General features: G+C 23.0%; 18 protein-coding genes and 8 tRNA genes. 21 read left to right on the plus strand and 5 right to left on the minus strand.

The annotated features are described in order from the left end of the window. A partial coding sequence (locus T403_RS04485) for a restriction endonuclease subunit S domain-containing protein (RefSeq protein WP_033161308.1) occupies window positions 1-590 on the plus strand: 590 nt, incomplete at its 5' end. 168 nt (window positions 591-758) lie between these two features. Beyond that, complete coding sequence (locus T403_RS0102780) at window positions 759-4,337, plus strand: hypothetical protein (protein WP_033161309.1); 3,579 nt, start codon at window positions 759-761, stop codon at window positions 4,335-4,337. Between the two features lie 558 nt (window positions 4,338-4,895). Here the strand turns inward: T403_RS0102780 and T403_RS0102785 are convergent. Both T403_RS0102785 and ffh read right to left on the minus strand, forming a co-directional pair. Beyond that, a complete protein-coding gene (locus tag T403_RS0102785) occupies window positions 4,896-6,665 on the minus strand; it encodes a Na/Pi cotransporter family protein (RefSeq protein WP_051619114.1) in 1,770 nt (589 codons plus the stop codon). 17 nt (window positions 6,666-6,682) lie between these two features. After that, window positions 6,683-8,023 carry a signal recognition particle protein gene (gene ffh / locus T403_RS0102790; protein WP_033161310.1) on the minus strand — a complete coding sequence of 447 codons (1,341 nt, stop codon included), beginning with the start codon at window positions 8,021-8,023 and terminating at the stop codon, window positions 6,683-6,685. Between the two features lie 153 nt (window positions 8,024-8,176). Here ffh and T403_RS0102795 point away from each other — a divergent pair, with 153 nt between their 5' ends. The 10 genes from T403_RS0102795 (at window position 8,177) to T403_RS0102840 (ending at window position 13,377) form a co-directional block, all read left to right on the plus strand. Beyond that, on the plus strand, window positions 8,177-9,787 hold the full coding sequence (locus T403_RS0102795; RefSeq protein ID WP_033161311.1) for a CTP synthase: 1,611 nt from the start codon (window positions 8,177-8,179) through the stop codon (window positions 9,785-9,787). Window position 9,788: 1 nt separating this feature from the next. Beyond that, a complete protein-coding gene (locus T403_RS0102800) occupies window positions 9,789-12,488 on the plus strand; it encodes a cation-translocating P-type ATPase (RefSeq protein WP_156933554.1) in 2,700 nt (899 codons plus the stop codon). A 190-nt stretch (window positions 12,489-12,678) separates the two neighbouring features. Further along, window positions 12,679-12,755, plus strand: a tRNA-Pro gene (locus tag T403_RS0102805). A 4-nt stretch (window positions 12,756-12,759) separates the two neighbouring features. Beyond that, window positions 12,760-12,836: transfer RNA gene (locus tag T403_RS0102810), tRNA-Ala, on the plus strand. A gap of 1 nt (window position 12,837) precedes the next feature. Further along, window positions 12,838-12,914: transfer RNA gene (locus tag T403_RS0102815), tRNA-Met, on the plus strand. Window positions 12,915-12,935: 21 nt separating this feature from the next. Next, window positions 12,936-13,012 (plus strand) — tRNA-Ile (locus T403_RS0102820). A gap of 1 nt (window position 13,013) precedes the next feature. Then, window positions 13,014-13,104, plus strand: a tRNA-Ser gene (locus T403_RS0102825). 44 nt (window positions 13,105-13,148) lie between these two features. Then, window positions 13,149-13,223, plus strand: a tRNA-Met gene (locus T403_RS0102830). Between the two features lies 1 nt (window position 13,224). Further along, a tRNA-Asp gene (locus tag T403_RS0102835) sits at window positions 13,225-13,300 on the plus strand. A gap of 1 nt (window position 13,301) precedes the next feature. Next, window positions 13,302-13,377, plus strand: a tRNA-Phe gene (locus tag T403_RS0102840). A 209-nt stretch (window positions 13,378-13,586) separates the two neighbouring features. On the opposite strand, the gene T403_RS0102845 is transcribed toward T403_RS0102840, so the two are convergent. Continuing rightward, window positions 13,587-14,468, minus strand: a complete 882-nt coding sequence (locus T403_RS0102845) for an ROK family protein (RefSeq protein ID WP_033161312.1) — start codon at window positions 14,466-14,468, stop codon at window positions 13,587-13,589. 207 nt (window positions 14,469-14,675) lie between these two features. On the opposite strand from T403_RS0102845, the gene T403_RS0102850 reads away from it, so the two are divergent. The 9 genes from T403_RS0102850 to T403_RS0102890 all read left to right on the plus strand — a co-directional run bounded on the left by T403_RS0102850 (window position 14,676) and on the right by T403_RS0102890 (window position 24,337). After that, window positions 14,676-16,319, plus strand: coding sequence for an alpha-amylase family glycosyl hydrolase (locus T403_RS0102850; RefSeq protein WP_033161313.1), 1,644 nt, complete (start codon window positions 14,676-14,678; stop codon window positions 16,317-16,319). Next, a complete protein-coding gene (locus T403_RS0102855; protein WP_033161314.1) occupies window positions 16,309-17,160 on the plus strand; it encodes a carbohydrate ABC transporter permease in 852 nt (283 codons plus the stop codon). The genes T403_RS0102850 and T403_RS0102855 overlap by 11 nt, the downstream gene beginning before the upstream one ends. Window positions 17,161-17,267: 107 nt before the next feature. Beyond that, on the plus strand, window positions 17,268-18,017 hold the full coding sequence (locus T403_RS0102860; protein ID WP_240532063.1) for a carbohydrate ABC transporter permease: 750 nt from the start codon (window positions 17,268-17,270) through the stop codon (window positions 18,015-18,017). Then, window positions 18,001-19,764, plus strand: coding sequence for an ABC transporter ATP-binding protein (locus tag T403_RS04655; protein ID WP_051619121.1), 1,764 nt, complete (start codon window positions 18,001-18,003; stop codon window positions 19,762-19,764). The genes T403_RS0102860 and T403_RS04655 overlap by 17 nt, the downstream gene beginning before the upstream one ends. Continuing rightward, the gene (locus T403_RS0102870; RefSeq protein ID WP_033161316.1) at window positions 19,748-21,244 is read left to right on the plus strand and encodes a type 2 periplasmic-binding domain-containing protein; all 1,497 of its coding nucleotides are present in this window, start codon (window positions 19,748-19,750) and stop codon (window positions 21,242-21,244) included. The genes T403_RS04655 and T403_RS0102870 overlap by 17 nt, the downstream gene beginning before the upstream one ends. A gap of 178 nt (window positions 21,245-21,422) precedes the next feature. Continuing rightward, window positions 21,423-21,878, plus strand: coding sequence for a NanQ anomerase/TabA/YiaL family protein (locus tag T403_RS0102875; protein WP_033161317.1), 456 nt, complete (start codon window positions 21,423-21,425; stop codon window positions 21,876-21,878). Next, window positions 21,872-22,582, plus strand: coding sequence for an N-acetylmannosamine-6-phosphate 2-epimerase (locus T403_RS0102880; protein WP_033161318.1), 711 nt, complete (start codon window positions 21,872-21,874; stop codon window positions 22,580-22,582). Before T403_RS0102875 ends, T403_RS0102880 begins: the two co-directional genes overlap by 7 nt. Before the next feature lie 9 nt (window positions 22,583-22,591). Further along, window positions 22,592-23,479 carry an N-acetylneuraminate lyase gene (locus tag T403_RS0102885; protein WP_033161319.1) on the plus strand — a complete coding sequence of 296 codons (888 nt, stop codon included), beginning with the start codon at window positions 22,592-22,594 and terminating at the stop codon, window positions 23,477-23,479. A gap of 15 nt (window positions 23,480-23,494) precedes the next feature. Then, on the plus strand, window positions 23,495-24,337 hold the full coding sequence (locus T403_RS0102890; protein WP_033161320.1) for an ROK family protein: 843 nt from the start codon (window positions 23,495-23,497) through the stop codon (window positions 24,335-24,337). 34 nt (window positions 24,338-24,371) lie between these two features. On the opposite strand, the gene T403_RS0102895 is transcribed toward T403_RS0102890, so the two are convergent. Then, window positions 24,372-25,184: a MurR/RpiR family transcriptional regulator gene (locus T403_RS0102895; protein ID WP_033161321.1), complete on the minus strand. Its 813-nt coding sequence runs from the start codon at window positions 25,182-25,184 to the stop codon at window positions 24,372-24,374. 39 nt (window positions 25,185-25,223) lie between these two features. Continuing rightward, window positions 25,224-26,039 carry an ABC transporter permease family protein gene (locus T403_RS0102900; RefSeq protein ID WP_033161322.1) on the minus strand — a complete coding sequence of 272 codons (816 nt, stop codon included), beginning with the start codon at window positions 26,037-26,039 and terminating at the stop codon, window positions 25,224-25,226. Between the last annotated feature and the right edge of the window lie 182 nt (window positions 26,040-26,221).

Below are 26,221 nucleotides of genomic sequence, written 5' to 3' on the forward strand. Positions count from 1 at the left end.
TAATAGATATTATTGATCCACTAGAAAGAATTAAAAATAATTTAGAATTAATGGAAAATAATATTTATAAATTGTTTGATTATAGAACTTTTAGTAAAAAGAGAATCAAAGATATAATTAGTAAAATTAATAGTGGTTTTTCTTATAAAAATAGCGATAAAATTGATGATGGAATTTATAAAATATTCAAAATATCAAACATACGTAAAAATGATGATAACAATATTGATAAAACTAATTTTACTAAAAATAATTTACTAAATTTAGGAGATGTTATAACAGGGCTTTCTGGGGTGTTAGGAACTGCAAAAATTATTTATGAAAAATATTGAGTTTCCAATCAAAGAACTTTATCTTTAACATCAGAAAATTTTTTACTCATTAAGAAAAGTATAGAAAAAAATGAAAAAAAAATATATACATTATCTACTGGATCAGTGCAAAAAAATATTACTGTAAATGATATTCTAAACCTTGAATTATTAGAAGAAAATTTATGTGATAATGAATTAAATAAAATATTTTTAGAAATTAATATTGTAAAAGGAAAAATTCTAAAATTAAAAAATCAAATTTTAAAAATTATTTAATAAATTTAACTTTTTTTAAATTAGTTTATATATTTTTATTTAAGGTATATTAACTAGATATTTTAAAACGTTAGATAAATAATCAGTAAATTCAAATCTTTATTTAAAAAATGAATTAATTTTAATTTTTATATATTGAATTTTTGTTACATGTAGTAAAATTTTAAAATGATTAAAAATTTATTTAAAAATAAAAAGGCAATGATATTATTATCGAGTGTTTCAATAACAACTGTTGTAGTTGTATCAACAACAGTTGTTTTATTAACAAAAAAAACAGAAAAAAAAGATGATAATCTAAATGAAATTATAAATTTGAAATTCTCTAGTTATGAAAATTCATCTGAAAATATAAAAACTGGAATATTTTTTGAAGTAGATGAAAAACTATTACAAAATACTTTTTCATTAAAATTATTAAATAAAGAGACTAATTCAAACATTAATATAAATAGTGAAATTAAAGATAATAAATTATATTTTGATTTTAATAATTTAGAAAAAAATACTGAATATGAAATTAAAGAAATTACATCTAATGGTCAACAATTAAAAATTGAAATTTCTAATTTAGCTGAAAATGAAAAAACTTTTTTAATTAGAATACAAGAAAAATTATTAGTGGTTAAGGAATTAAATTTTTCTAAATATGAAACTAATCAAAATAATTTAATAACTGGAGTATTTTTTGATCTTGATGAAAAACTATTTCAAAATAATTTTTCACTAAAATTAAAAAATAAAAAAAATTCAAATTGTAATAATAATGATGATTGCTATATTAATTTGCCAGGAAAAATAAAAGATAAAAAATTATATTTTAGTTTTATTTTTTTAAAGAAAAATACTGATTATGAAATTCAAAATATAAATTCTTTTATTTCAGAAATAACATTAAACAATTTAAATGACAAATTAATAAATATCCCTGAATTTAAAGATGAAATTGAAATAGAAAAAATTAAATGAAAAAATGTTAGTTTTGATTCAGCTATAATAGAAGTTTTTTATAAAAAAGATATTACTAAATTAGCATTCCCTGACAAAGAAAATACTTTTTATTTAAATTTAATTGAAATAGATAAACAACAAAATAAAATTGGAAATGAAAAAGCTTTAGAATTTAAAACTAATGAATATAATAATGAAACTAATTCAGCTATTTTTTATTTAAATAATTTAAATAAAACAGCAAATTATAAAATTTTGAATTACAAAGTAAATGAAAGTGAAACAAAAGAGATAAACGATAATTCGCAAATTGATACAAAAATTAATTTAACTCATAATTTTAAAAATTTAATACTTAATTATAATTTAAGAGTAGTAAATCCAATTGACAAAAATGGTAAAAAAATTAAAGATATAATTAATTTTGAAATTGAATTAAAATCACAAAACTCTAATTTTGATTTTTCGGAATTAAATTTAAATGATGAAAATGAAGATCTTGAAAATGGTGCAGTTTTACTTTTAACTTTAAAAGATTTAAAAACGAATAAAAATCATGTAATTTCTTTAGTATATGATACAAGTGGAATTGAGGATGAATATAAAAAAGAAATCAAAAATAAAAATATTTTTAGAGCTTCTCAATACTTTATAAAAGGTATAAATAGTGATGGAAATCCATGTAATAGTGGAGATGAGGATTGTGGAACACTAGGTGAAACATTTGTAAACGAATTAACTGATGAAGAAATAATGGATATAAAAAATTATTTTGATGAAGATAAAATAGATGAAATAGAAAGTTGAAATTTTAATGATAAATTTAAGATAATAGATTTAAAAATAATTTATGATCGTTTTAATATTCTTAATTATAAAGATAACGAAAAATCTAAAGAAGCAATTAATGATTTTTATGAAAATAATATTATAAATTTATTACCTGAAGGTAATAATGAATATTTTTTAGATTTTTCTATTAAAAACTCTACTTATCAAAGTGAAATAAAATACGAAAATAATAAATTAATTTACACAATCGAACCAGAAATTATTGATATTGAAAATAATAATCAAACTATAACAGCTAATTCTATTAAATTATTAATTAACACAAGTTTTGGGCCAAAATATGAATTAATAGCTAATAAAAATAGCGAAAATAAATGAATTGCTGAAATTAATAATCCACCAAAACAAGGAAAATACTTTCTAAATAAAGTAATTGCAAATGAAAATATTCAGTTATTTAAAAAAGATTTAACTATAAAAAATGAATTCATTTTAGTTCCTGAAAAAATAACTATATCCAATATATTATTTAATAAAAATGAAAAAATATTAACTATTGAATTTAATGATCCGGAAAGAACTTTATATAAATATGAAGATAGTGTTAATTTTATTAAATTTAAATTAAAAGATCAAAATAATTCTAATCTATTTGAAAGTGTTTTATTTTTTGATAAGCAAACAAAAAAATGAAAATCTAAAATACAAAATTCACTTTTAAATCAAAAAATTATTTTAGAAAGCATTATTTTTGGAAATAATTCAGAATCAACGCTTGACACTAAAAAAGAAGTTAATTTAGATTTAAATTTAATTGAAGCAGATCAAGATAATTTAAATGAATTAATAAATAAATTAACTAATTTAAAACTAAATAAAAAATGATGAGCTTATGGGATTAAAAAGAAATTGCAATCAATTATAACTTTAAAGCAAAATAGCATTTTAAATTTAATTGAATTAACTAATATTGCTGAATTAATTCCTGATATTTTGAAATATAACATCAAATTTGAAATAAGTGAATTTACTAATCAAGACGAACATAAAGGTACTTTAAATATTAAACTTAGATTTATATCAAATCAAAAAAGCTCAAATGAAAAAATTATTAGTTTAACTAATTTAATCAATAATAATTTTATTCTAGAATTAAGAAACGATCCATCAAAAGCAGCAAAATATTTTGATTCAATAATAAAAGTTAGTGTCGAAGGAAAAAATAAATCATCCATTGATTTTGATAAAGAATTTCCTGAAATTTTTCATAGTATATGAGATGCAAATAAAGGTTTTGGAATAAATTCAAACTGAATTGATACAAGTCAAGATTCTATTCTTGAAAAATTATCTAAATATATAACAATTGATGAAAGTTTATTATCTTATGATAAAACAAAAGTAAAATTATATTTTATAAAATTAAAAGATGATTTAACAACATATTTCGAACCTAAATCAAATCCTAACTCTATTTTCGGAATGATACAATATTTAATTTCTTTTTGAATGAAACCTGAAGATTTTGATAAACAAGATCCCGAATCAAGACATACAAATATTACAACACCGTTAGCATTATATAATTTAAACAATCCTAAACATAATATTGTTGCTTTATTAAAAGAAAATTTTGAAAATTTATCTTTAAATAATAATGAAATTTTTAATGAAAAATATGGATTAAAAAAAGATATTAATTCATTTATAAATGAATTAAATAAAAAAAATTCAAATGAAAAATGAGATTATATTCTTAAAAATTCAAATTTAGAAAAAGAGTGAAATAAAGCAATATTTTTAATAAAAAATTCAGTCGCTAACTATAGAGTGGTAAGAGATAATTTTGTTTATGAAATGTTAAAAACTGAAATTATTACAATCAATAACGAAAAATTTCTTGACGTTTATTTAGCTTTAAAAACTAATTTTCCAGAATATAATTTTGAAAGCAAAATAATTTATAATGAAGCTATAAAACTACGTTTTAAATCTATAAATTAATAAAGTTTTTATATTAAAAAAATAAAACTATAATTAAACAGTTTTATTTTTTTTTATTTAATTTACTTAGTTTGAAAACTTTTTAAATTAATGCGAGGATTTTTTTAAAAATAAATAAAACTAATAATCTAATAAACAAAATGTTTTAGTTGTTTTGGAAAAAGTTTTAATCATTATTCATTTATAATTTTTTAATGATATATGTTAAAGGATTTATTTTGATATGAAAACTGAAAGAATTTTTAAAAATGTAATTAAAAATACTTATCAAGGTGGTTTTTTACTTTAATTTTATAAAAAATTCCTAAAGTACAAGAATAAATGCAATTAATAATTTTAAATAACATTTTACAATATAACTATTACTAACAAAATAAAGCTTTTTGTTAGTTTTTTTATTATTTAATTTATGAAAAAATTATTTGTTTTAAATGTGCCTATCATTATTTTAATAATTAATTTAATTTATTTTTTAAACTTATAGAACTTTTATATAAGTTATTTTTTGCATAATAAAAAAAGCAATTTATTTTTTAAGTAAACTGCTTTTTTATCAATTTAACTTTGATGTATTTCGATAAATTCTTTATTTTCTTTTTTTGTTAAACTTTTTATTTCTTTTTTAGAATTAGAATGATAATTATTTATTCTTAATAAGTGATGACTTATTCTTTCTAATGATCTAATAACAAAATCAAATTCAAAACCTGTTTCGATTCGATTAGTTGTATTAGGTAAGTTAGTTAATCTTAAAATATTTAATTTTAAAAACTCATGAGATAAAGCATCAACATTATTTGTTAGTTTAACAATTGTTTTATATTCTTTTATATTAAAATTAGCTAATTGACTAATTGTTTTATCTATAATTAATCTTAATAATGAAATTAATTCTTGAATTTCATTCAATTCTTCAGCTGATAAATCGAAATAATTTTGTTGTTTATGATTGAAAATTTTAAGCAGTTCATTATTTATGGAAGAACCTAATTTGATAACCTTTTCAATAGAACGTGCTGATAGAATTAATGATAAATATAATTCACTATCATCTTTATTTAATTTTTTAGAATTGATCTTAATAAGATATTCATATATTTCACTTCTTGTTTTATCAATAAATCTTTCTAATTTATTAAAACGATTTAAAGGTTTTTTATCACCTTTTTTAATTAAATTAGAAATAATATTTATTCCTTCTTTTAATATTATAGTTTGAGTTTGAAGTGCTTTTTTTGCACTACCAAGTGCAAGAGTTGGATTTACATCAATCAATTCATTTGGTAAATGAATTTGAAATTCATCTTTGCTTTTTTTCTTTTTATCTTTAACAATGAAATTAACAAACATTACAAGATACTTAATTAATCAAATATATATTCCAACTAATATAAAGTTAAAAAATAAATGTCCAATTGATAATTGAAATCTTGGTGAATTTGGTACTATTAATTTAATAAAATCAGCATATAAAGTTAATGGTGATAAGAAAAATAATAATAAAATTGAAACACTTAGATTTGTTATACCTCAAATAATAGCAATTTTTTTGGAATTATTATTATTTGTGGAAAATGAAACTATTAATCCAGTTACTGTTGTTCCTACATTAGCTCCAAATACAAGTCCTAAAGCTGAAGAAAGTGTCATTTTTATCACTTGTGCATTATTAGGAACGCTAGCTGCTTCATACATAACTTGATATAAAGAAACTGTAGCGCTTGAAGATTGTAAAATAGAAGTAAAAAAAAATGAAATTAAAAAACTTGTTCAAGCGTTTTTAGCCATTACGTTTACAATTGCTTTGAAAAAATCTTGTTTAATTAAAATTTTTGATTGCGCTGATAAAAGTTTTAATGAAAAGAAGATTAAACCTATTGAAAATAAAAGCGTAAATAAATTTTGTCATTTCATTTTCTTAGTTAAAAGCATTCCAAATACACCTATAAATACTAAGAAAATGAAATATTCTGTAAAACTAAATTTAGATTCAAAAGCAACAATCAATGATGTTGTTGCAGTTCCGATATTTGCTCCTAATAAAAAGGCTACAGCTGTTCTTAAATTAATTAAGCTTGCAGCTAATAATCCCATAATTAAGGCAACCGCGCCATCAGAAGATTGAATCATCGTTGTAATAGCGACACCAATCAACATTGCCACAAAATTATTTTTACTAATGAAATTCATTATTTTTTTTAATTTTGCATCACCTGCTTGTTTTAAAGTGTTGGAAAGTCCTTTAGTTGAAAAAATGAATAAGGCCAAACCAGCTAATGCTAAAAGTATCGAAAGTGGCAAACTTAATTTTCATGTTAAATCATTCATGATATATTTTATTCCCTTTACTTAAGTTGTCCTAAAATATTTGCAAGAGATGAACCTTGATTTTTACCCATATCTTTCATTTTCTTTACAAAATTTTCAAATTCACTAATCATTTGATTATATTCTTGATTAGTTCTTCCAGAACCTTTAATAATTCGATTTTTTCTTGATGAATTTTTTAAAAGTTTAGGATTTTTTCTCTCTTCCATTGTCATTGATGAAATTAATATTTCATATAATCTAATTTTTTCATCAACTTTTGTCATTTTATCAAAATCAATGTTTTTTGGAAGTCCAGGAATAAGTTTGATTAATTTTGAAAATTTCCCCATTTTTTTCATTTGTTGCAATGAAGCTAACAAATCATCTAAATTAAAATTCCCTGATAAAAATCTTTTACCTAATTTTTGAGCTTTATCTTTATCAATTACTTCTTCAGCTTTTTCAATAATACTTAAAACATCACCCATTCCCAAAATCCGATCAGCCATTCTATCAGGATAAAATAGATCAAAATTAGATATTTTTTCTCCTGTACCAATAAACGCGATTGGCACGTTTAATAATTTTGTTATTGAAAAGGCTGCTCCACCTTTTGCATCTGAATCTAATTTTGTTATTATTGAAGAAGTAAGTTTTAAATAATTATTAAATGTAGTAGCTACATTAATAATATCTTGTCCAGCTAATGAATCGGTTACAAAAATAATTTCATTTGGCTTAGCTATAGTTTTGATATTAACTAATTCATTCATTAACTTTTCATCAATTGATAATCTACCTGCTGTATCAATTATTACTAAATCGTAGTTTTCATCTTTTGCTTTTTTCATTCCATTTTCAACAATTTTTTCAGCACTTTGATTATCTTTTTCATAATAAACATCAATATTTATTTGTTTACCTAAAACAATTAATTGTTCAATTGCGGCAGGTCTATAAATATCAGCTGCAATTAATAAAGGTTTTGATATAAATTTTTTCTTTAATAAATAATGCGCTAATTTAGCAGTGGAAGTTGTTTTACCGCTTCCTTGTAAACCAGTCATTAAAATTGATGTAAGAGGTTTTGTAATTTTTAATTCTTTTACTTTTCCTCCTAAAATTGTAACTAATTCTTGATTTACAATTTTTACAATTTGTTGTCCAGGATTTAGTTTTCCAATAATTTCTGAACCAATTGCTTTTTGTTTAATTTCTTTTATAAATTCTTTAACAATAGCAATATTAACGTCGGCTTCAAGTAATGCGATTTTAATATCTCTTGTAATTTCTAAAATATCTTCTTCTTTTAATAAATTTTTCTTAGACGCCTTGTCAATTGCTTTTTGTATTCTTTTTCCTAAAAAATCAATCATGCCCTTATTATAAACAATTTTTATTTTTTTAAAACTTAATAAATTAAATAATAATAAAAAAAAATTTATAAAGTTATTTATAGTATAATTAAAAATTAATATTTAAATATTAAATATTTTTTAATTTTTAAAAAACAATGAATTAGGAGTTTTATGTCGAAATATATTTTTATAACTGGAGGAGTGATTTCAGGACTTGGTAAAGGAGTATCAGCTGCATCATTAGGATTGCTTTTAAAATCAAGAGGATATAGCATTTTTGTTTTAAAATTAGATCCTTATTTAAATATCGATCCAGGTGTAATGTCGCCATATGAACATGGAGAAGTTTTTGTTACTGAAGATGGTGGCGAAACTGATTTAGATTTAGGTCACTATGAAAGATTTATTAATGAAAACTTTTTTAAAGAATCAAATTATACAAGTGGAAAAATTTTTAACAACATTTTTACAAAAGAAAGAAATGGAAAATATAATGGTAAAACTGTTCAATATATCCCACATGTAACTGATGAAATTATTAGTGTAATTAAAAATATTGAAAAAAAATATAAAAAAGATTTTATCATTGTAGAAATCGGAGGAACCGTTGGAGATATTGAATCAAATCCTTTTATTTATGCAATTTCGGATTTATCAAATCAATTAAATAGTAAAAAAACATTTTTTATTCATGTAACTTATGTACCATACTTAAAAACTTCTAAAGAATTTAAAACAAAACCATCACAATATTCAATTAGCACTTTAAGATCTATGGGTATTAAAGCTAATATGATTTTTTTAAGATCAGATTTCGCTGTTGATCAAAAAATAATTGATAAAATAGCTAAAATATCTTTTTTAAATAAAGAAAATGTATTATCTGTTTATGATCTTGATAATGTTTATAAATCACCTTTATTATTAGAAGAAAATAAAGCTGATCAAATTATTTTAAAATATTTTGAATTACCAATTAATAAAAATAAAGCACTTGATAAATGAAAAGATTTTGTAAATAAAATCGAGCAAAAGCCAGAGAGTGAACTTAAAATTAAAATGATTGCAAAATATTCAGGCTTTGAAGATGCGTATAAATCAATTATTGAAGCTTTAAAAATATCAGCAGTTTATAAAAATCAAAAATTAATTTTAGAATTTATAAATTCTGAAAATATTAATGATGAAAATGCTGATGAATTATTAAAAGATAGCGATGCAATAGTTATTATGCCTGGTTTTGGTATCAGAGGATTTGAAGGAAAAATAAGTGCTGCTAAATATTCAAGAATTAAAAACATTCCTACATTAGGAATTTGTCTTGGTATGCAAGCTATGACAATAGCACAAGCGAGAGAAAAAGGGATAAAAAATGCAACTTCTAGAGAATTTTCAGTTGATGAAGAAAATGAAGTGTATGTCTTAGATTTAATTTTAGGTAAAAACAAAGATAATATTGGAGGAACTTTAAGATTAGGTGCTTCAAAAATTAATTTAAAAGAAAATAGTTTAATTAGTAAAATTTATAATTCTAATACAATCATCGAAAGACATAGACACCGTTATGAAGTTCAAGAAAAATTTGTTAAACAACTTGAAGATGATGAATTTATTTTTTCTGGAAGATCAGAAAAAAATAATTTAATTGAAATCTGCGAAGATCCTACTAAAGATTTTTATATTGGAGTGCAATTTCACCCTGAATTTCATGCAAGACCTTTAGAACCACACAATTTATTTAATACATTTTTAGAAAAAGCAATTGAAAGAAAAGAAAAATAAAATGCCATTAAAAAAAAATGATCTTAATGAAGTTGATTTAATTAAAGGTTTAACAGAGGAAAAAGTTAAACAAAATCAACAAAAATACGGTTATAACAAACTAAAAAACAAGAAAAAAGAATTATTAATTGTAAAATTTTTAAAACAATTTATTGAACCATTAATTATATTATTAATAATAAGTTCTTTTTTAGCTTTATCAATTGCTATTTTTGAATATGTTAATAACAGATTCGACAATAAAACTGCAATTATTATTGCTTTTTGTGAACCTTTTATAATTTTATTTATTGTTGTTTTAAACGCAATTTTCGGTTTTGTTCAAGAAAATAAAGCTGAAAAATCGTTTGAAGCTTTGAAAAAACTAAGCGATGAAAATGCTAGAGTTATTCGAGATGGAAAAGAGATTTTAATTTCAGTTGAGCAAGTAACTATTGGCGATATTTTTCTAATTGAAACTGGAGATAAAGTTCCAGCTGGAGGGATAATAATAAATTCATTTAACTTAGAAGTTAATGAAGCTATTTTAACAGGAGAATCAGAAGCAATTAGCAAAATTAATCCTAATGGAGTTTTAGATTTTAATGATGATGCCAAAAGAGTTTTTGCAGGAACACTTGTAACAAAAGGAAGAGCAAAAGTTATTTCGAGTGAAATTGGAATGGAAACTAGAATTGGTCAAATAGCTAATTTGATAAATAATGAAAAAAAAGGTTCAACTCCTTTACAAAGAAAAATTGCTAATTTTAGCAAAAAAATTGCTTATTTTTCAATTATTTTATGTATTTTAACTTTTTTTATTTATATTTATTTAGTTAAAAATGGTAATTGAAGTTTTTGATCTAAAGGTATTATAATTGGGGTTACATTAGCAATTGGTTCTATTCCTGAAGGACTAGTTCCGATAATTACCATGATACTTTCAATAAGCTCATCAAAATTAGCTAAAAAAAATGCTTTAATTAAAAGAATTTCCGCTGCTGAAACATTAGGGTCTGTTTCTGTTGTTTGTAGTGATAAAACAGGAACTTTAACACAAAATAAAATGACTGTTCAAAAAGAATATGTAGATGACTTTTTTAATCATAGATTATTTCTTGAATTCGCAACTCTAGCTACTAATGCTACTTATTTTAAAGAACCAAAGACTAATAAAATTAATTATGTTGGAAATCCCACTGAAATAGCAATTGTTGAATATTGTTATCAAAAAGGCACTAATAAAAATCAGCTTTTAAGCGAAATTGAAATTTTAGGAGAAATTCCCTTTGAATCTGAAAGAAAATTAATGACTATTTTTATTAAAAAAGATAATAAAATTTTTTCGATTACAAAAGGTGCTCCTGATGTTCTTTTTAAGAAAATTAATAATTATAAAAATGTTTATGATCAAAAAAATGATCAATTTGCAAATAATGCATTAAGGGTAATAGCTTTTGCATTTAAAGAATGAAATAAAATGCCTAATTTAAAAAATGTTGCATTAATTGAAAAGAATTTAACATTTATTGGATTATTAGCGATGAATGATCCACCCCGTGAAAATGTTAAAGAATCAATTATCAAAGCGCAACAAGCTAACATTCAAACTCAAATGATAACAGGAGATAATCCTAAAACTGCTAAAGCCATAGCTAAAGAATTGAATATCATCAATAATCAAAGCACTTTAGTTGTAGTTGGTAATGAATTAGATGAAATGAGTGATGAAGAGCTTGGAAATAAAATTGAAAACATTGCCGTTTTTGCTAGAACTAAACCTGAGCATAAAATTAGAATTGTAAAAGCTTGACAGAAAAAATCAAAAATAGTTGCAATGACAGGTGATGGTGTGAATGATGCACCCGCTTTAAAAGCTTCAGATATTGGTTGTGCGATGGGAATAACAGGAACTGACGTTTCTAAAAATGCAGCTGATTTAGTTTTGATTGATGATAATTTTAGCACTATAATCACTGGTATTAAAGAAGGAAGAGGGATTTTATATAGCATAAGAAAATTAATAATTTTTTTATTAACTACAAATCTTTCAGCTTTATTAATTACAATTTTCGGGATTTTAGTATTCAATACCAATCCATTATCTGCATTACAAATATTATGAATCAACGTTGTAGCTGAGACGTTTCCTGGTGTTGTTTTGGGTTTGAATCGTCCTAACCATGATTTAATGAAAGATAAGCCAAGCAGTTTAAAAAAATCAATTTTAACCTCTGAAATGATAATAAAAATTGTTTTATTATCAATAATTGGAGTTTTTCTTTCATTGATGGTTTATTATTTAACTGCTGCTGCATATTTTGATAATTATAATATCTCTATAATTAAAAATGGCTTAAAAAACATTGAAGAAGCAAGATATTTATCTTCTTTAAATTTATTTGTATGTTCAGGAATAATTTTAAGTTTAAATTCATTTATTATTAAAGATAAATTTTCATTTTTTAGCTTACCATTCAAAAAACAAAAATGGGCACTTTTATCATTTTTAATTAGTTTATTTTTTATAGGTACTGCAAGTTATTCGCCAGTATTTTCTAAAATTTTTGATATGGATATTTATATAAAAAAATATTATTCAATACCATGAATTATAATTTTTCCATTCGCTATAGGAATAATTCCATTTATATTTGCGGAAATATATAAAAATATAACTTATTTAATAAATAAAAAAATAAGAAATAAAACGGCTTTTTAATTTTTTTAATTAAAAAGTTTTTTTTTATTTATTTTAGTATATAATTTTAAAGCTAAAAGTTTGAGTTATTCTCATATATAAAAATTAATTTATTTTTTTAAAAAAATATTTTTTATTTTTGAAAAAAAATGTATAATGTTAATTGCAAATTTAAAATAAATTAATTTGTAATGTAAAATTAAACTTAAGTGGAGAAGTAGCTCAGCTTGGCAGAGCGCTACGTTTGGGACGTAGTGGTCGCAGGTTCAAATCCTGTCTTCTTCACCATTTCGGGGGGGTAGCTCACCTGGCTAGAGCGCCTGCCTTGCACGCAGGAGGTAGAGGGTTCGACTCCCTTCCTCTCCACCATGGCTCTGTAGCTCAGTTGGTTAGAGCATCCGGTTCATACCCGGAAGGTCAAGAGTTCGAATCTCTTTGGAGCCACCATATAAAAAATTTATCAAAAGTGGACCTATAGCTCAGTTGGTTAGAGCAACCGGCTCATAACCGGTCGGTCACTGGTTCGAGTCCAGTTGGGTCCACCATGGGCAATTACCCAAGAGGCTGAAGGGACTAGTCTTGAAAACTAGCAGGGGCTTCACCGCCCGCGGGGGTTCAAATCCCTCATTGCCCGCCATTATCACTAAAAAGGTAGATACTTTAAAGTGATTTTAATAATATAGCGAAGTAGAGCAATGGTAGCTCGTCGGGCTCATAACCCGAAGGTTGTAGGTTCAATTCCTACCTTCGCAACCAAGGTCCAGTGGTAAAGTGGTTAATACGTCTCCCTGTCACGGAGAAGATCGCGGGTTCGATCCCCGTCTGGACCGCCATGGCTCTGTAGCTCAGTAGGTAGAGCAACGGATTGAAGCTCCGTGTGTCACTGGTTCGATTCCTGTCGGAGCCACCATTTCATTTTAACATATAAATGTCCTTTTAATTTTTTAGAACTTTTTAATCTTATTTAGGGAAAAATACAAAAGAGCTTATTAACTTTGTTACAACTTGCTTAATTAATCGAAAGCAAGTTTTTTTATATAAAATTTAATAATCAAATTCTTTAATTATTTAAAAAAACTTGTTTCTAACAACAAAAAAGAAACAAGTTTTTTTAAATAATTAATTTATCAAATATTTTAATCCTATTAAAGCACTATCATCACCCATTTGGTCTTGTTTAAATTCGATATTTATTAAATGAGTTGGATCGACAAGAGTTTTTGCTAATTCGATAGCTTTTTCAACATATCATCAATTATTTAAAGCTACACTCCCTCCAAAAACAATCAAATTAGGATTTGTAAATGCCATGGACATTGCAATGGTTCTAGCTAATGTATCTATAGCTTCATCAATAATTTTTTTACAATTTAAATCACTGTTATAATTTTCGAATATTTCTTTTGTATTAAAAACTATTTTTTTATTCTTAGCTCTTAATTGTATACCTGTACCTGAAACAAGATGTTCAGCAGCAAAAGAATTTAAATGTAATTTTTTAGTTTTGTATTTTGATGATGGTAAATATGCTATTTCTTGAGCATAACCATTAGCACCAGTAAAAATTTTATTATTAATAATAATTCCAGCACCAAATCCTGTAGAAATTGTAAAAAATTGACTTACCGAATTTTTAACTTTATCATTTTTATAAAAATAGTGATTACCTAAAGCCATAGCATTTGCATCATTTTCAAAAACAATTTTTTTTATCTTTGTATTTTTAGTAATATATTTTTTAACATTAACATTATGTCATCCTTGTAAATTTGGTGAATTAATAACTATACCATTTTTATAATCAGCAGGACCCGGAATACAAAGTGCTATTCTTTCAATTTCATATTTATTAATAATTTTAACAATTTCATCTAATGTATTACTATAAATATTGGCATCAGTTTTAAAACGTATTTTTTTAACTAATTTATCCTCATTAAAAAAAGCAAAGCGTGTATTAGTACCGCCAATATCTATTGTTGCAATTTTATATTTATTCATTTTATCCTTAAAAAATAAATTTTTGTTTTTATTATATTTAAAAAACGCAAAATTTTTTTAAAAAAATATATATAGCTAAAAAATAGTGGATTTTTTAGCTTTTTTTTGATAATTTTTTTAAAAATTTTGCTTTTTTTTTTTTTTTTAGAATTGATTTGAGAGTAATCTCATAAATTATTTTTTTTAATAAAAAGAAAGGAGTTTAATTTGGAAAATAAAAACCTGTGATGAAAAACAGGAGTAATTTATCAGGTTTATTTAAGATCGTTTAAAGATTCTGATAATGATGGAAACGGCGACATTCAAGGGCTTATTTCTAAATTAGATTATATCGAATCTTTAGGTGTTAATGCTATTTGGATCAATCCAATAGCTCAATCACCTATGGTGGATAATGGATATGATGTTTCAGATTATAAAAAGATAGATCCAATGTTTGGAACTATGGAAGATTTTGAAGAACTTGTAAAAAAAGCGCACGAAAAAAATATTAAGATTATTTGAGATTTTCCATTAAATCATTGCTCTGATCAACATCCATGATTTCAAAAAGCATTAAAAGGTGAAGAAAAATATTTTAATTATTTTTATTTTACAAAAAAATTTAAATTCAATCGAAAATCACTTTTTGGTGGAGAGTTTTGAACTAAAGCTAAAAATGGATATTATTATGCACATGTATTTGCTAAAGAACAACCATGTTTAAATTGACATAATCCCGATGTTGTAAATGAATTTATTAATATCATAGATTTTTGATTAAAAAAAGGTGTTGATGGTTTTAGATTTGACGCTTTTGATGAAATTGGTAAACCATTAAATTTATTAGTTAGAACTAAAATGTATAAACATGATACTAAATTTGTAATTGAAAAATTTAAACAAATTAGAAATTCATTATGAAAAGATAATGATGAAATAATGATTGTTTCTGAATCTGGTGCTATGGGAGTTAAAGAAACTGACATTAATACAACGTTAGAAAATAAAAATTACAGTTTAATTATTAATTTCGAACATGTTCAAAGCGAATTTGAAATGAAAGTTGGTCAAAAAATTTATAAAGGTTTTGATTTTGTAAAATTTAAAAATATTTTAGCAAAATGACAAAATAGAGTTAAAAATGGTTGAAATACTTTATATTTTAGCAATCATGATCAACCTAGACAAGCATCAAGATTAGTTCCAGATCAAAATAAATTTTTCACTCAAAAAGCTAAAGCATTAGCGCTTAGTATGCATGGTTTAAAAGGAACGCCTTTTGTCTATCAAGGAGAAGAGATTGGAATGGATAATTCAGATCATACTAATGATATAAGAAAAATAAATGATGTTATGGATCATAAAACTTATCAGCAAGACGTAATAGAAGAAAAAATTATTTCACATAAAGATTTTATGAAAATAACTTCATTATATTCAAGAGATAATTCAAGAACACCAATCCCTTGAGATGAAAAAGGTGGTTTTAATGAAAATAACAAATCTTGATTACCTTATAATAAAAGTTATCGAACAATTAATGTTAAGTCACAAGAAAATGATCCAAATTCAGTTTTAAGTTGATATAAAAAAATAATTGGTTTAAGAAAAAACAATAAAATTTCTGAAACTATTTTATCTGGTGAATTTAAACTTTTATTAAAAAATAATGAAAATATTTTTGCTTATGAAAGAAAAACAAGTAAACAAACATTACTTTTTGTAATTAACTGATCTGAAAATATGCAAAAATATGATTTAAACTTAAAAAAATATCAAATATTTTTAAACAATTACAATTCTTATGAAGAAAATATTCTTTTACCTTGACAAGGGTTAATTTTCATAAAGGAAGATAATGTACAGTAAAAAATATTTTTTAATAATGGTCTTGCCAGCTTTAATTATTTTTACTATTGTATTAATAGTTCCAATTACTTTAGGTTTTTTACTATCTTTTACTAATTGATTTAAAGAACAGTTAATTTTTGAAGGAAAATGAATTGGATTTAATAATTATAAAATTGCTGTAACAGATCCACAATTCATCGATTCAATATGATATACAGCAGCATTTAGTTTTCTTTGTTTAATATTTGTTAATTTATTTGGTTTTACATTTGCTTATGCTCTAAGTAAAAAAATATATGCTAAAAATATTTTTAGAGGGATATTTTTTCTTCCAAATATGGTTGGTGGTTTAATCTTAGGTTATTTATGACAAATTATATTTGATAATGTTTTAAACCAAATTTTTGGACACTCATTAAGATTTGGTAATAGATGAGAAGCTATGGTTGCAATGGCGATTGTTTTTACATGACAAATGGCAGGTTATGTAATGATTATATATATTGCAGCATTACAAAATATTAATAAAAGCTTATCAGAAGCAGCTAAAATTGAAGGCTCAGGAGTATTTAGACATTTTTTTAGTGTAGTTTTACCATCAATAATGCCTGCTATAACAGTTGTTTTATTTTTAATAATTTCACGTTCATTTCAAATGTTTGATCAAAACTTAGCGCTTACAAATGGTGATAATAATACATCATTATTAGCGTTTAATATTTATTCATCAGCTTATGTTCAAGCTTATAAACAAAATTTCGGAATTGCTCAAGCTAAAAGTTTTATTTTTGTTATTTTAGTTGCGGGAATTAGTTTAACACAAGTTTATATCTCTAAAAAATTTGAGGTGCAATCATAATAAATTTTTCTTTTTTTTACAAAAAAAATAAAACTAACGCAATCAAAATTACTTTATTCATCTTATTAATTTTATTAGCAATATTATGAATTTTTCCGTATATATTAATGACTAATACTTCATTTAAAAACTTGGGAGAACTAGTAAGAAAAAGTATTTTTGCTTTTCCTGATAGTTATAACGGATCTAATTATCAAAGAGCTTTTAGTGCATTAAGATTTAGTGAGTCGTTTTTTATTAGTATATTCATTACAATAGTTTCAAATCTTACAATTATCTTTTTTTCTTCAATTTGTGCTTGACAATTAGCAAGAAGTAAAAAATTAATTTCTAAAATAATTTTTTATTGTTTTTTAATTACAATAATTGTTCCATTCCAAGCTATTATGCTTCCACTAATCAGTGTAATGGGAAGAATTTATTTTTTAAATATTTTTGGTCTTATTTTTATGTATACAGGTTTCGGGCTTTCGATGTCTATCTTTATGATGCATGGATTTTTAAGTAATATTCCCCTTTCATTAGAAGAAGTGGCAAAAATCGAAGGTTATAATCCTTTTAAAGTTTATTTTAAAATTATTATTCCACTTTTAAGACCTATTATTGCAACTATTTTAATCATTAATACAATTTGAATATGAAACGATTTTTTACTACCATTTTTAGTTTATTTATCAAATAGTAAACAACCAACAACTACAATTGTAAGACTAAGGGAAGGACTTATTGGTACTTTTCAAACAGATTTTACCGCAATTATGGCTGGACTTACAATTTTAGTTGTTCCAATTATTATCTTTTTCATAATTATGCAAAAACACATTATTTCAGGAATTACAAATGGATCAATTAAATAATAAAATACCATCATTTTTAACTAATATTAAAAATGAATTTTTATCAAAAAATAAATTAAATAATAACCAAAATAATAATATTTTAGAGCTAAAAAATATCAATAAAATATATTCCAATGGTTTTCAAGCTATTTTTAAAACAAATTTGAGTGTTAAAAAAGGTGAATTTGTTTCTTTATTAGGACCTAGTGGTTGTGGTAAATCTACTACTTTAAGAATTATTGCTGGACTAGAAGAAATTAATCAAGGCGAAATATATATAAACAATATCAATGTTACGCATTCTGAACCTGCTTCAAGAAATATTACAATGGTATTTCAAAATTATGCACTCTTCCCCCATCTTTCTATTTATAAAAATATAGCTTTTGGTTTAAATGCTAATAAAAATAAAATTTTAAATGATGGAAAATTATGACAAGAAATTAATTTTAAAAAAAATCAAATTTCAGAAATTAATTGAAAAATTCAAAATATTTATTCAATAAATAAAAGTAAAAAAAATTTAATCAAATTAAAAAACCAATATAAAAATTTAAAGGAAAAATATCAATTATTAAATAATATTCCAAACCAACAAGAAAAAAAAGCTTTTAAAATGTTAACTAAATTAACTTTTTTAGAATCAATCATTGAATTTAAAAACGAAAATATAAATCATTTTGAAAAACTAAAATTACAAATTGAACAATTAAAAATTAAAAAAGTTCAAATAAAAAGTGAAATTAAAAATTTAGTAAGTTTCAAACCTAAGCTCTCATTAGCAGAAAAAAAAGAAATTATTAATCAAAAAGTTGAAAAAAGTGCAAAAATTTTAGGACTTGATTTATATTTAAATCGTAAACCTTCACAATTATCAGGTGGACAACGTCAAAGAGTAGCGCTTGGTAGAAGTATTGTAAATAATCCGGTTTTATTTTTAATGGATGAGCCACTTTCTAATCTAGATGCAAAGCTTAGAGCAACTATGAGACAAGAAATTCGTAAATTACATGAAAAAATTAATTCAGGAACTATTTATGTAACCCATGACCAAGTTGAAGCTATGACTATGTCAGATAAATTAGCGGTTATGAATGATGGATTTATTTTACAAATTGGTTCACCAAAAGAAGTTTATAAAAATCCTTCTTGTTTATTTGTTGCTGGTTTTGTTGGAGCTCCTGCAATGAATTTTATTGAAGGTGTTTATAAAAATAAAAAATTTGTTTCAAAAGAAGGTTTGGAAATCGACATTCCTATTTATAAAACAAAATATTTAACTGAAAATCAAAAAATAACTTTAGGAATAAGGCCAACTGATTTTTCCAGTGATGATTTAGTTTATGAATCTTACAAACTTAAATTAAAACTCTTTATTTTACATAAAGAATTATTAGGTAATGAAATTCAATATAAAGCCAAAATTCATAATACAAATCACGAAATAACATTTATAACTTCTTCTTATAAAGATTTTAAATTAAATGAAAATATTGAAATTTTTATGATTTCATCAAGAATTCATATTTTTGACACAACATCAACAATTGCACTTAGTTCAGAATTTAATCTTGAAACAATTGAGCATTTAGAAAATTGAATTAATTCATCAGCAAAAATCGCAATAAGAAGAAAAATTTTAGAAAATTCTAAAAATAAAAAAATAAAAAATTCATTAACTACTAAAACTTTTAATTTTATTAAATCAAAAATTAAAGTTTTAAATAAAAAAATAACAAAGGAAAAAAATGAAAAAAATATTTAAATTTAGTAGCTTAGTTTTAGCTTCAAGTTTACCTATCGCAACATTTATAGCTTGTTCAGGACAATCACAAGCTGAAGTTGAATTACAAAAACAAGTTGAAAAATTAAAAGAAAATATTAAAACCGATCCTACTGTTGCAAAATTAAAAACTGATTTTGCTGGCTATTCAACAGAATCACTTTCAATTATTGGATCTAAAAATGAAATTGATTTACAATCTGAAGCGTTAATTAAAGTTTTTAATGAACATTTTGGAACTAATTTAACTTTTAAACAATATGGTGGCGGAACAAACCCTGGTACAATAATTGAAACTAAAATTGCAGCCTCATCTGGAGTTGGTGATTTATTAATGTATGCAATAGAACCAAGAAGTGAATTCGAAGGTAGAATTGATAAATTAATCGATACATCCCCAAGCGCTATTTTAGACCATCAAGGTGATGTTCCTGGTACTATTAAAATCGGTGATAAAAGCTTTTTACCGCAAGTTTATGAATACTATGGTGTAGTTTATAATCGCGATCTTTTTAACGAAAAAGGTGTAACTGTATATGAAGGAAAAAGTTTTGATAGCGCTAGCGATAAACCTAGTGATTTAACTAAAGATCAAAATTACGATGGAACTATTGAGAAAGAACAAAAATTATATGTATTTACTAACGATTTAAAAGAATCAGGTTATAGAAAAGTTATTAGCTTTTTAAAATCTAAAGGAATAGATAAACCGTTTTATTCAATAGCTAAGGGTGGATCACCTACACTATGACCTATCTCAACTCATTTAATAGCTGCTGCTATTTCAACTCTTTCCAGCCCTAATAAATGAGATAATGCAAATGAAATAATTACTCCTGAGGTAATTGAAAGTGTTGAAAAAGCTTTAAAAATTATGGGATATGATCAAGGTTTAGCAACAAATGATGTAACTAAAGGATTGGCTGAATTAGCTGTGGGACAAACCGCATTAATTCAAGGAGGAACATTTAGCGAACCTGATATTAAAAGAACTAATAGTGAAGTAAAATTAGGACTTTTCCCATTACCAATTTTTAATAAAATCGATCAAACAGCAATGATTTATAGAGGAGCAGCTCAAAAATGAGCTATTACTATATTAGGAAAAGATGAATCTAAATTAAAATTAGCTAAAATGTTTTTACAATTTTTATATAAAACAAAAACAGGCTATGAATTTTTATCTAAATCATTCAAATTTATTTCCCCTTATGGAGCACCAGAAGGTGTAACAAATGCTCTTAATCCAGAATCATTACTATTTTCTGCTTCCAACTATAAAAACGATAATGATAAAGAAACAAATGTTGGAAGATGAATTCATGATAATTTTCCTGAAGGATTTAACACTGATAATCAAGTATTAAAAGAAGCGGCCAATGCTGGTTATTCTTCAGCTCATGGTTCATATGAAAAAGTAAAAAACGAATATAATAAATTATTAAATAAAAATAAAAATTAAAAAATAAAAAATTAGCACAACAATGTTGTGCTTTTTTAATTGAAATTTTTTTTAAACATTTAAAAAAAATAAATTTTAAAAAGAAAAAAATTCTATTTTTTATATTTTTTTATTACTTTAATTTATATTTAAAATTGGAGTTAAACTTCTTAAATAATTAAAATGAAAGGAATAAAAAATGATTTACGGAAAAATAAAAGATTTAGAAAAATATTCAAATCTTCATCCTAATTTAAAAATTGCAATAAATTGATTAAATAATCAAGATATTGAAAAATTAAAATTAGGTAAACATACAATAAAAAATGATGATATTTTTGCTATCAAAATGGAAGTTGATACTTATAATGAAAATAGTGTTCAATATGAAATTCATCATATTTTTTCTGATTTACACATTGTTTTAGAAGATGAAGGTTTTTATTATAATGATGAATTAGAAATGGGCAAAACTAAAACAGATTACAATGAAAATGATGATTATATTTTATATGAATTAAATCAAAAAAATAATCATTTTTTAAAAACAAAAAAAGGTGATTTTTTACTTTTTTTACCTAGAGATGGACATGCTCCAAAATATAATCTTAAAAAAGATAAAATAAAAAAATTAGTGATAAAAATAAAATGATAAAAAAAAATATAAATAATAAAAAAAACGGGTTATTTATAGTCTCGTGTCAAGCAATAAAGGGTGAACCGATGTATGGCGGTGATAGTGTTTTAAAGATGGCTAGAGCCGCCATCCAAGGTGGAGCACAAGGGATAAGGACAAGTCAATTAAGCAATATTAAAAAAATAATGAAAGAAAATTTTAATGTTCCTATTATTGGGATTATTAAAAAAGAATATAAGAATTCTGAAGTTTTTATAACACCAAGTATTAAAGAATTAGATCAGTTAATTAATACAAATGTTAATATTATTGCGATTGATGCAACTTTAAGAAAAAGGCCGAAAGAATCGCTTTGAGCTCTTGTTGATTATTTTAAAAAAAATAAAAAAAATAACCAACTTTTAATGGCTGATTGTTCGAATGAAAAAGATGTTGAAAATGCTATATCATTAAAATTCGACATTATCGGCACTACTTTAAGGGGATATACACAAGAGACGAAAAATAACACTAATATTGAAAAAAAATATCAGTTTTTAAAATGATGTAAAGAAAAATTAAAAAATACTGATATAAAATTATATGCTGAAGGTGGATTTAACACCCCTAAAAATGTAAAAGATGCACTTGAATTAGGGATAGATGCTGTTGTGGTAGGCAGCGCAATTACTAGAGTACAATTTATAACTAAAACTTTTAAAAATTATATTGATAAAAAATAAAGGAATAAAATGAAAAAAAATAAATTTGAAGGAATATTTCCAGCTTTAATTACTCCATTTGATAAAAGTGGAAAACTACAAGAAAATAATTTACGTGATGTAATTAAATTTTTAATAAAAGAGCAAAAAGTTGATGGTCTTTATATCACAGGTTCAACAGGAGAGTTTTTATTATTAAGTTATGAACAGAAAAAAAGAATAATGGAAATTGTTGCTGAAGAAGCAAAAAACAAAGTTACTTTAATTGCGCAAATTGGTAGTTTAAATATTAGTGAAACAAAAAATTTAGCTAAATATGCTGAAAAATTAGGTTTTGATGCAATAAGCGCAATTACTCCTTATTATTATAATTTTTCTTTTGATGAAGTAAAAAGCTACTACGAAGAAATTTCAAAAGCTTCTAATTTACCAATGTTTATTTATTATTTACCTCAATTAGCAGGTGCTAAAGTAACAGTTGATCAATTTGGTGAATTATTAAATATTACTAATGTAATAGGATCTAAATATGGATCAACTGATTTATTCTTTTTTGAAAGATTAATGTCTAAATTTAATGATAAAATATTTATGTTTGCTTACGATGAAGCGTTATCTTTAGGTTTAACTCTTGGAGCTAAAGGTTTTATAGGTTCTACATATAATACAAATGCAGCTGGAGCAAGAGAAATCATTGATGCTTTTAACAAAAATGATAAAGAAAAATTAAAAGCTAGTGTTCATAATTATAATGATTATATTCAAGATTTATTAAAAAATGGACTAATGCAAACATTAAAAGCGATTATGAGATTAAAAGGTACTGATGGCGGTTATACTAAAAAACCTTTTATGCTAAAAAATAAAGAATTAATCGATCCGATAGCGCAAAAAATTATTGAAAAATACAAATTATAATAATTAAGGAATAATATGGATTATATTTTAGCTTTTGATATAGGCGGAACAAATATAAAATATGCAATTATTGATGATAATTTTAATATCATAAATAGTTATATTATTAAAACTAAAACAAAAAGTTTATTAGAACAAATTGAAAATATAATAAATAGTGTTGATTATAAATTTAAAACAATCGCTATTGCTACAACAGGTGTTGTAGATGATATCAAAAAAGAAATTATTCATGCCGGAAATAATTTAAATTATTTAAAAGGAACAAATTTTAGTTATTTAGCTAAAAAATTTAATAAAAATATTGTTGTTGAAAACGATGCTAATGCTGCTATTTATGCTGAATTAATTAATAATAAACATCAAAACATTAATAATATTGCACTTATAACATTTGGTACAGGTGTAGGTGGTGGGATATTAATAAATAAAAAATTATTTAAAGGAAATAATTTTTTAGGTGGAGAAGTTGGTTCTTTATTTTTAACAAATTCTAACGCTGATAAAGAATTGAGTTTTTCAAAATTTAATGAAAAAATTATAAAAAAATTTAATTTTAGCTCTAAAGATAGTGAAATATTTTTAAAACAATATTCTAATAATTTAGAATTTAAAAATTATTTAAATAAATATTTAAATAAAGTAGCGAAATTTTTAGCTAATTTAAGCATTATTTATAATTTGGAAATTATAAAATATGGTGGCGGATTATCGCATTTAGATAACATTTTTTTAGAAAAAATCGAAAAAAGATTTTATTTTCTTTTAAATAAAACAGCTTTTAAAACCCAAATTTTTTTAGCTGATAATAAAAATGATTCTGGCATGCTAGGAATAAGTTATTTAGCTAAAATGTAATATTAAAAAAAATGCAATCAAAATTGCATTTTTTTTATTTTCATTCTTTTTCAAATTCTAATTGCATTAAATTTTTTTGTTTATTATTGTTTAAATATAATTTCCTTATTAAAACATCCGAAATAAATAATTGCGAAATTTTAGATGATAAAGCAACTATTCTACGATCTTGTTCTAACGTTTGAAAATTAATTACTACTCTATGTTGTGTATTTTTATATTCTTGATTTTTTGAAATTAAAATTACTGGGATTTCATATTTTTCCAAAAAATCTAAAATAAATTTATTTTCTTTAGAATGAACAGATTTGCTAAAAATGCAAACTAAATAATCATTTTTTGCTTTTAGGTCTAAATATAAAATAATATCGTGAATTGTTTGAGCAACTATTCCATCTTTACCAATAACTGATAAATTATGAGCCATTTCTTTTGCTACATACATTGAGGAGCTTATACCATATACAAAAATCTTCTTAGCTTTTTCTAACATTAAATAAGCTTTATTGATAGAATTTTTATTTAATGTCTCCATTGTTTTGTCTAATGCATGTTTATAATATAAATTTATATTTTCAACAAAATCAGTATTTTTCTGATCTTTATATTTTTTATTTTTTTCTTGTTCTTTAATTACTTTATTTTTTAAATCTTTAAAAGTTCTAAACCCTCATTTTTTGACATATCTTGTAATCGAACCGATACTTACAAATAAAAAATTGGATAGTTCTTTAATAGACATGTTAATAAATTGCTCAGTTTTTTGATTTATAAAATCATTAATAATTTTTTCGTTTGTTGATAATTTTACTAGTTTATCATCCAAGATTTTTACTATTTTATTCATTTTAAATATTATACTAAATCTAACGAATTTCAAAAATTTCTAAAAAATATTTTTAGAAATTTTTTTAGAAAATAGCGAATATATAATTAATGGAAAAACTATTGAAATAATTGAGCCGGCTATTTGTATATTAATGAGATTAAAACCAAAAGATCTATTACCTAAATTTCTAAATCATATAGAAATAGTTTCTTTATCATTATTTATAAAAAGAAAATTAGGTCATAAATAACTATTTCACATATTTATAGAAGTGAAAATAACTAATAATAAAATTAATCCTTTTATATCATTTCAGATAATAAAATAAAATTTTTCATATTTTTTTAAGTTATCTAATTTTCCATATATATTAATTTTGTTTTTGCTTTTTTCTAAAAAAGAAATTAAATTAAATAAAAGAAAAATTGAAAAAATAGAATTAGTTGTTAAATTAAATAAATCTAAGTTATTAATAAAATTTAAGTTTGATAAAACTAATTTTAAAGATAAAAATAAAGTAAATTCAGGTATTAAACTAAAAAAAATTAAAATTAAATAAAAAAATCTTTGTATTTTTTTATTTAATAAAATCATTCCTCAAGCAAATGAAAAATATAATAAAATTCTAATAAAAATTAATATTAAAATAGCTGAAAATGATATAAAAAATGCATTTCAAAACTCTTTTTCTTTTACAAATGAAAAATTTGTAAAATTAAATTCTTTTAAAACTGGTGAAAAATCATTATTTTTTATAGATTCATCACTTTTTAAAGATATAACTATTAAATAATATAATGGAAATAATAAGATAATAATTAAAAATATTATTAAAAAATATTTAGTTGTTTCTATAAAAATTTTTTTAATCATATTTTCCTTAAAATTTTTTTATAAATTATTTTAATTAAAAAGGATAAAATGAAAAACACAATTATAATGAAAAATAAGTAAATTATAATAATTATACTTGCTGCATATGCTTTATTATAATTAAAATTTATAGAATGATCTAATGGATTTAAAAAATTTAAAATATAGCTAGAAAAAGTATG

Source organism: Mycoplasma collis ATCC 35278, from assembly GCF_000701825.1.
Classification (GTDB): Bacteria; Bacillota_I; Bacilli_A; order Mycoplasmatales; family Metamycoplasmataceae; genus Mesomycoplasma_A; species Mesomycoplasma_A collis.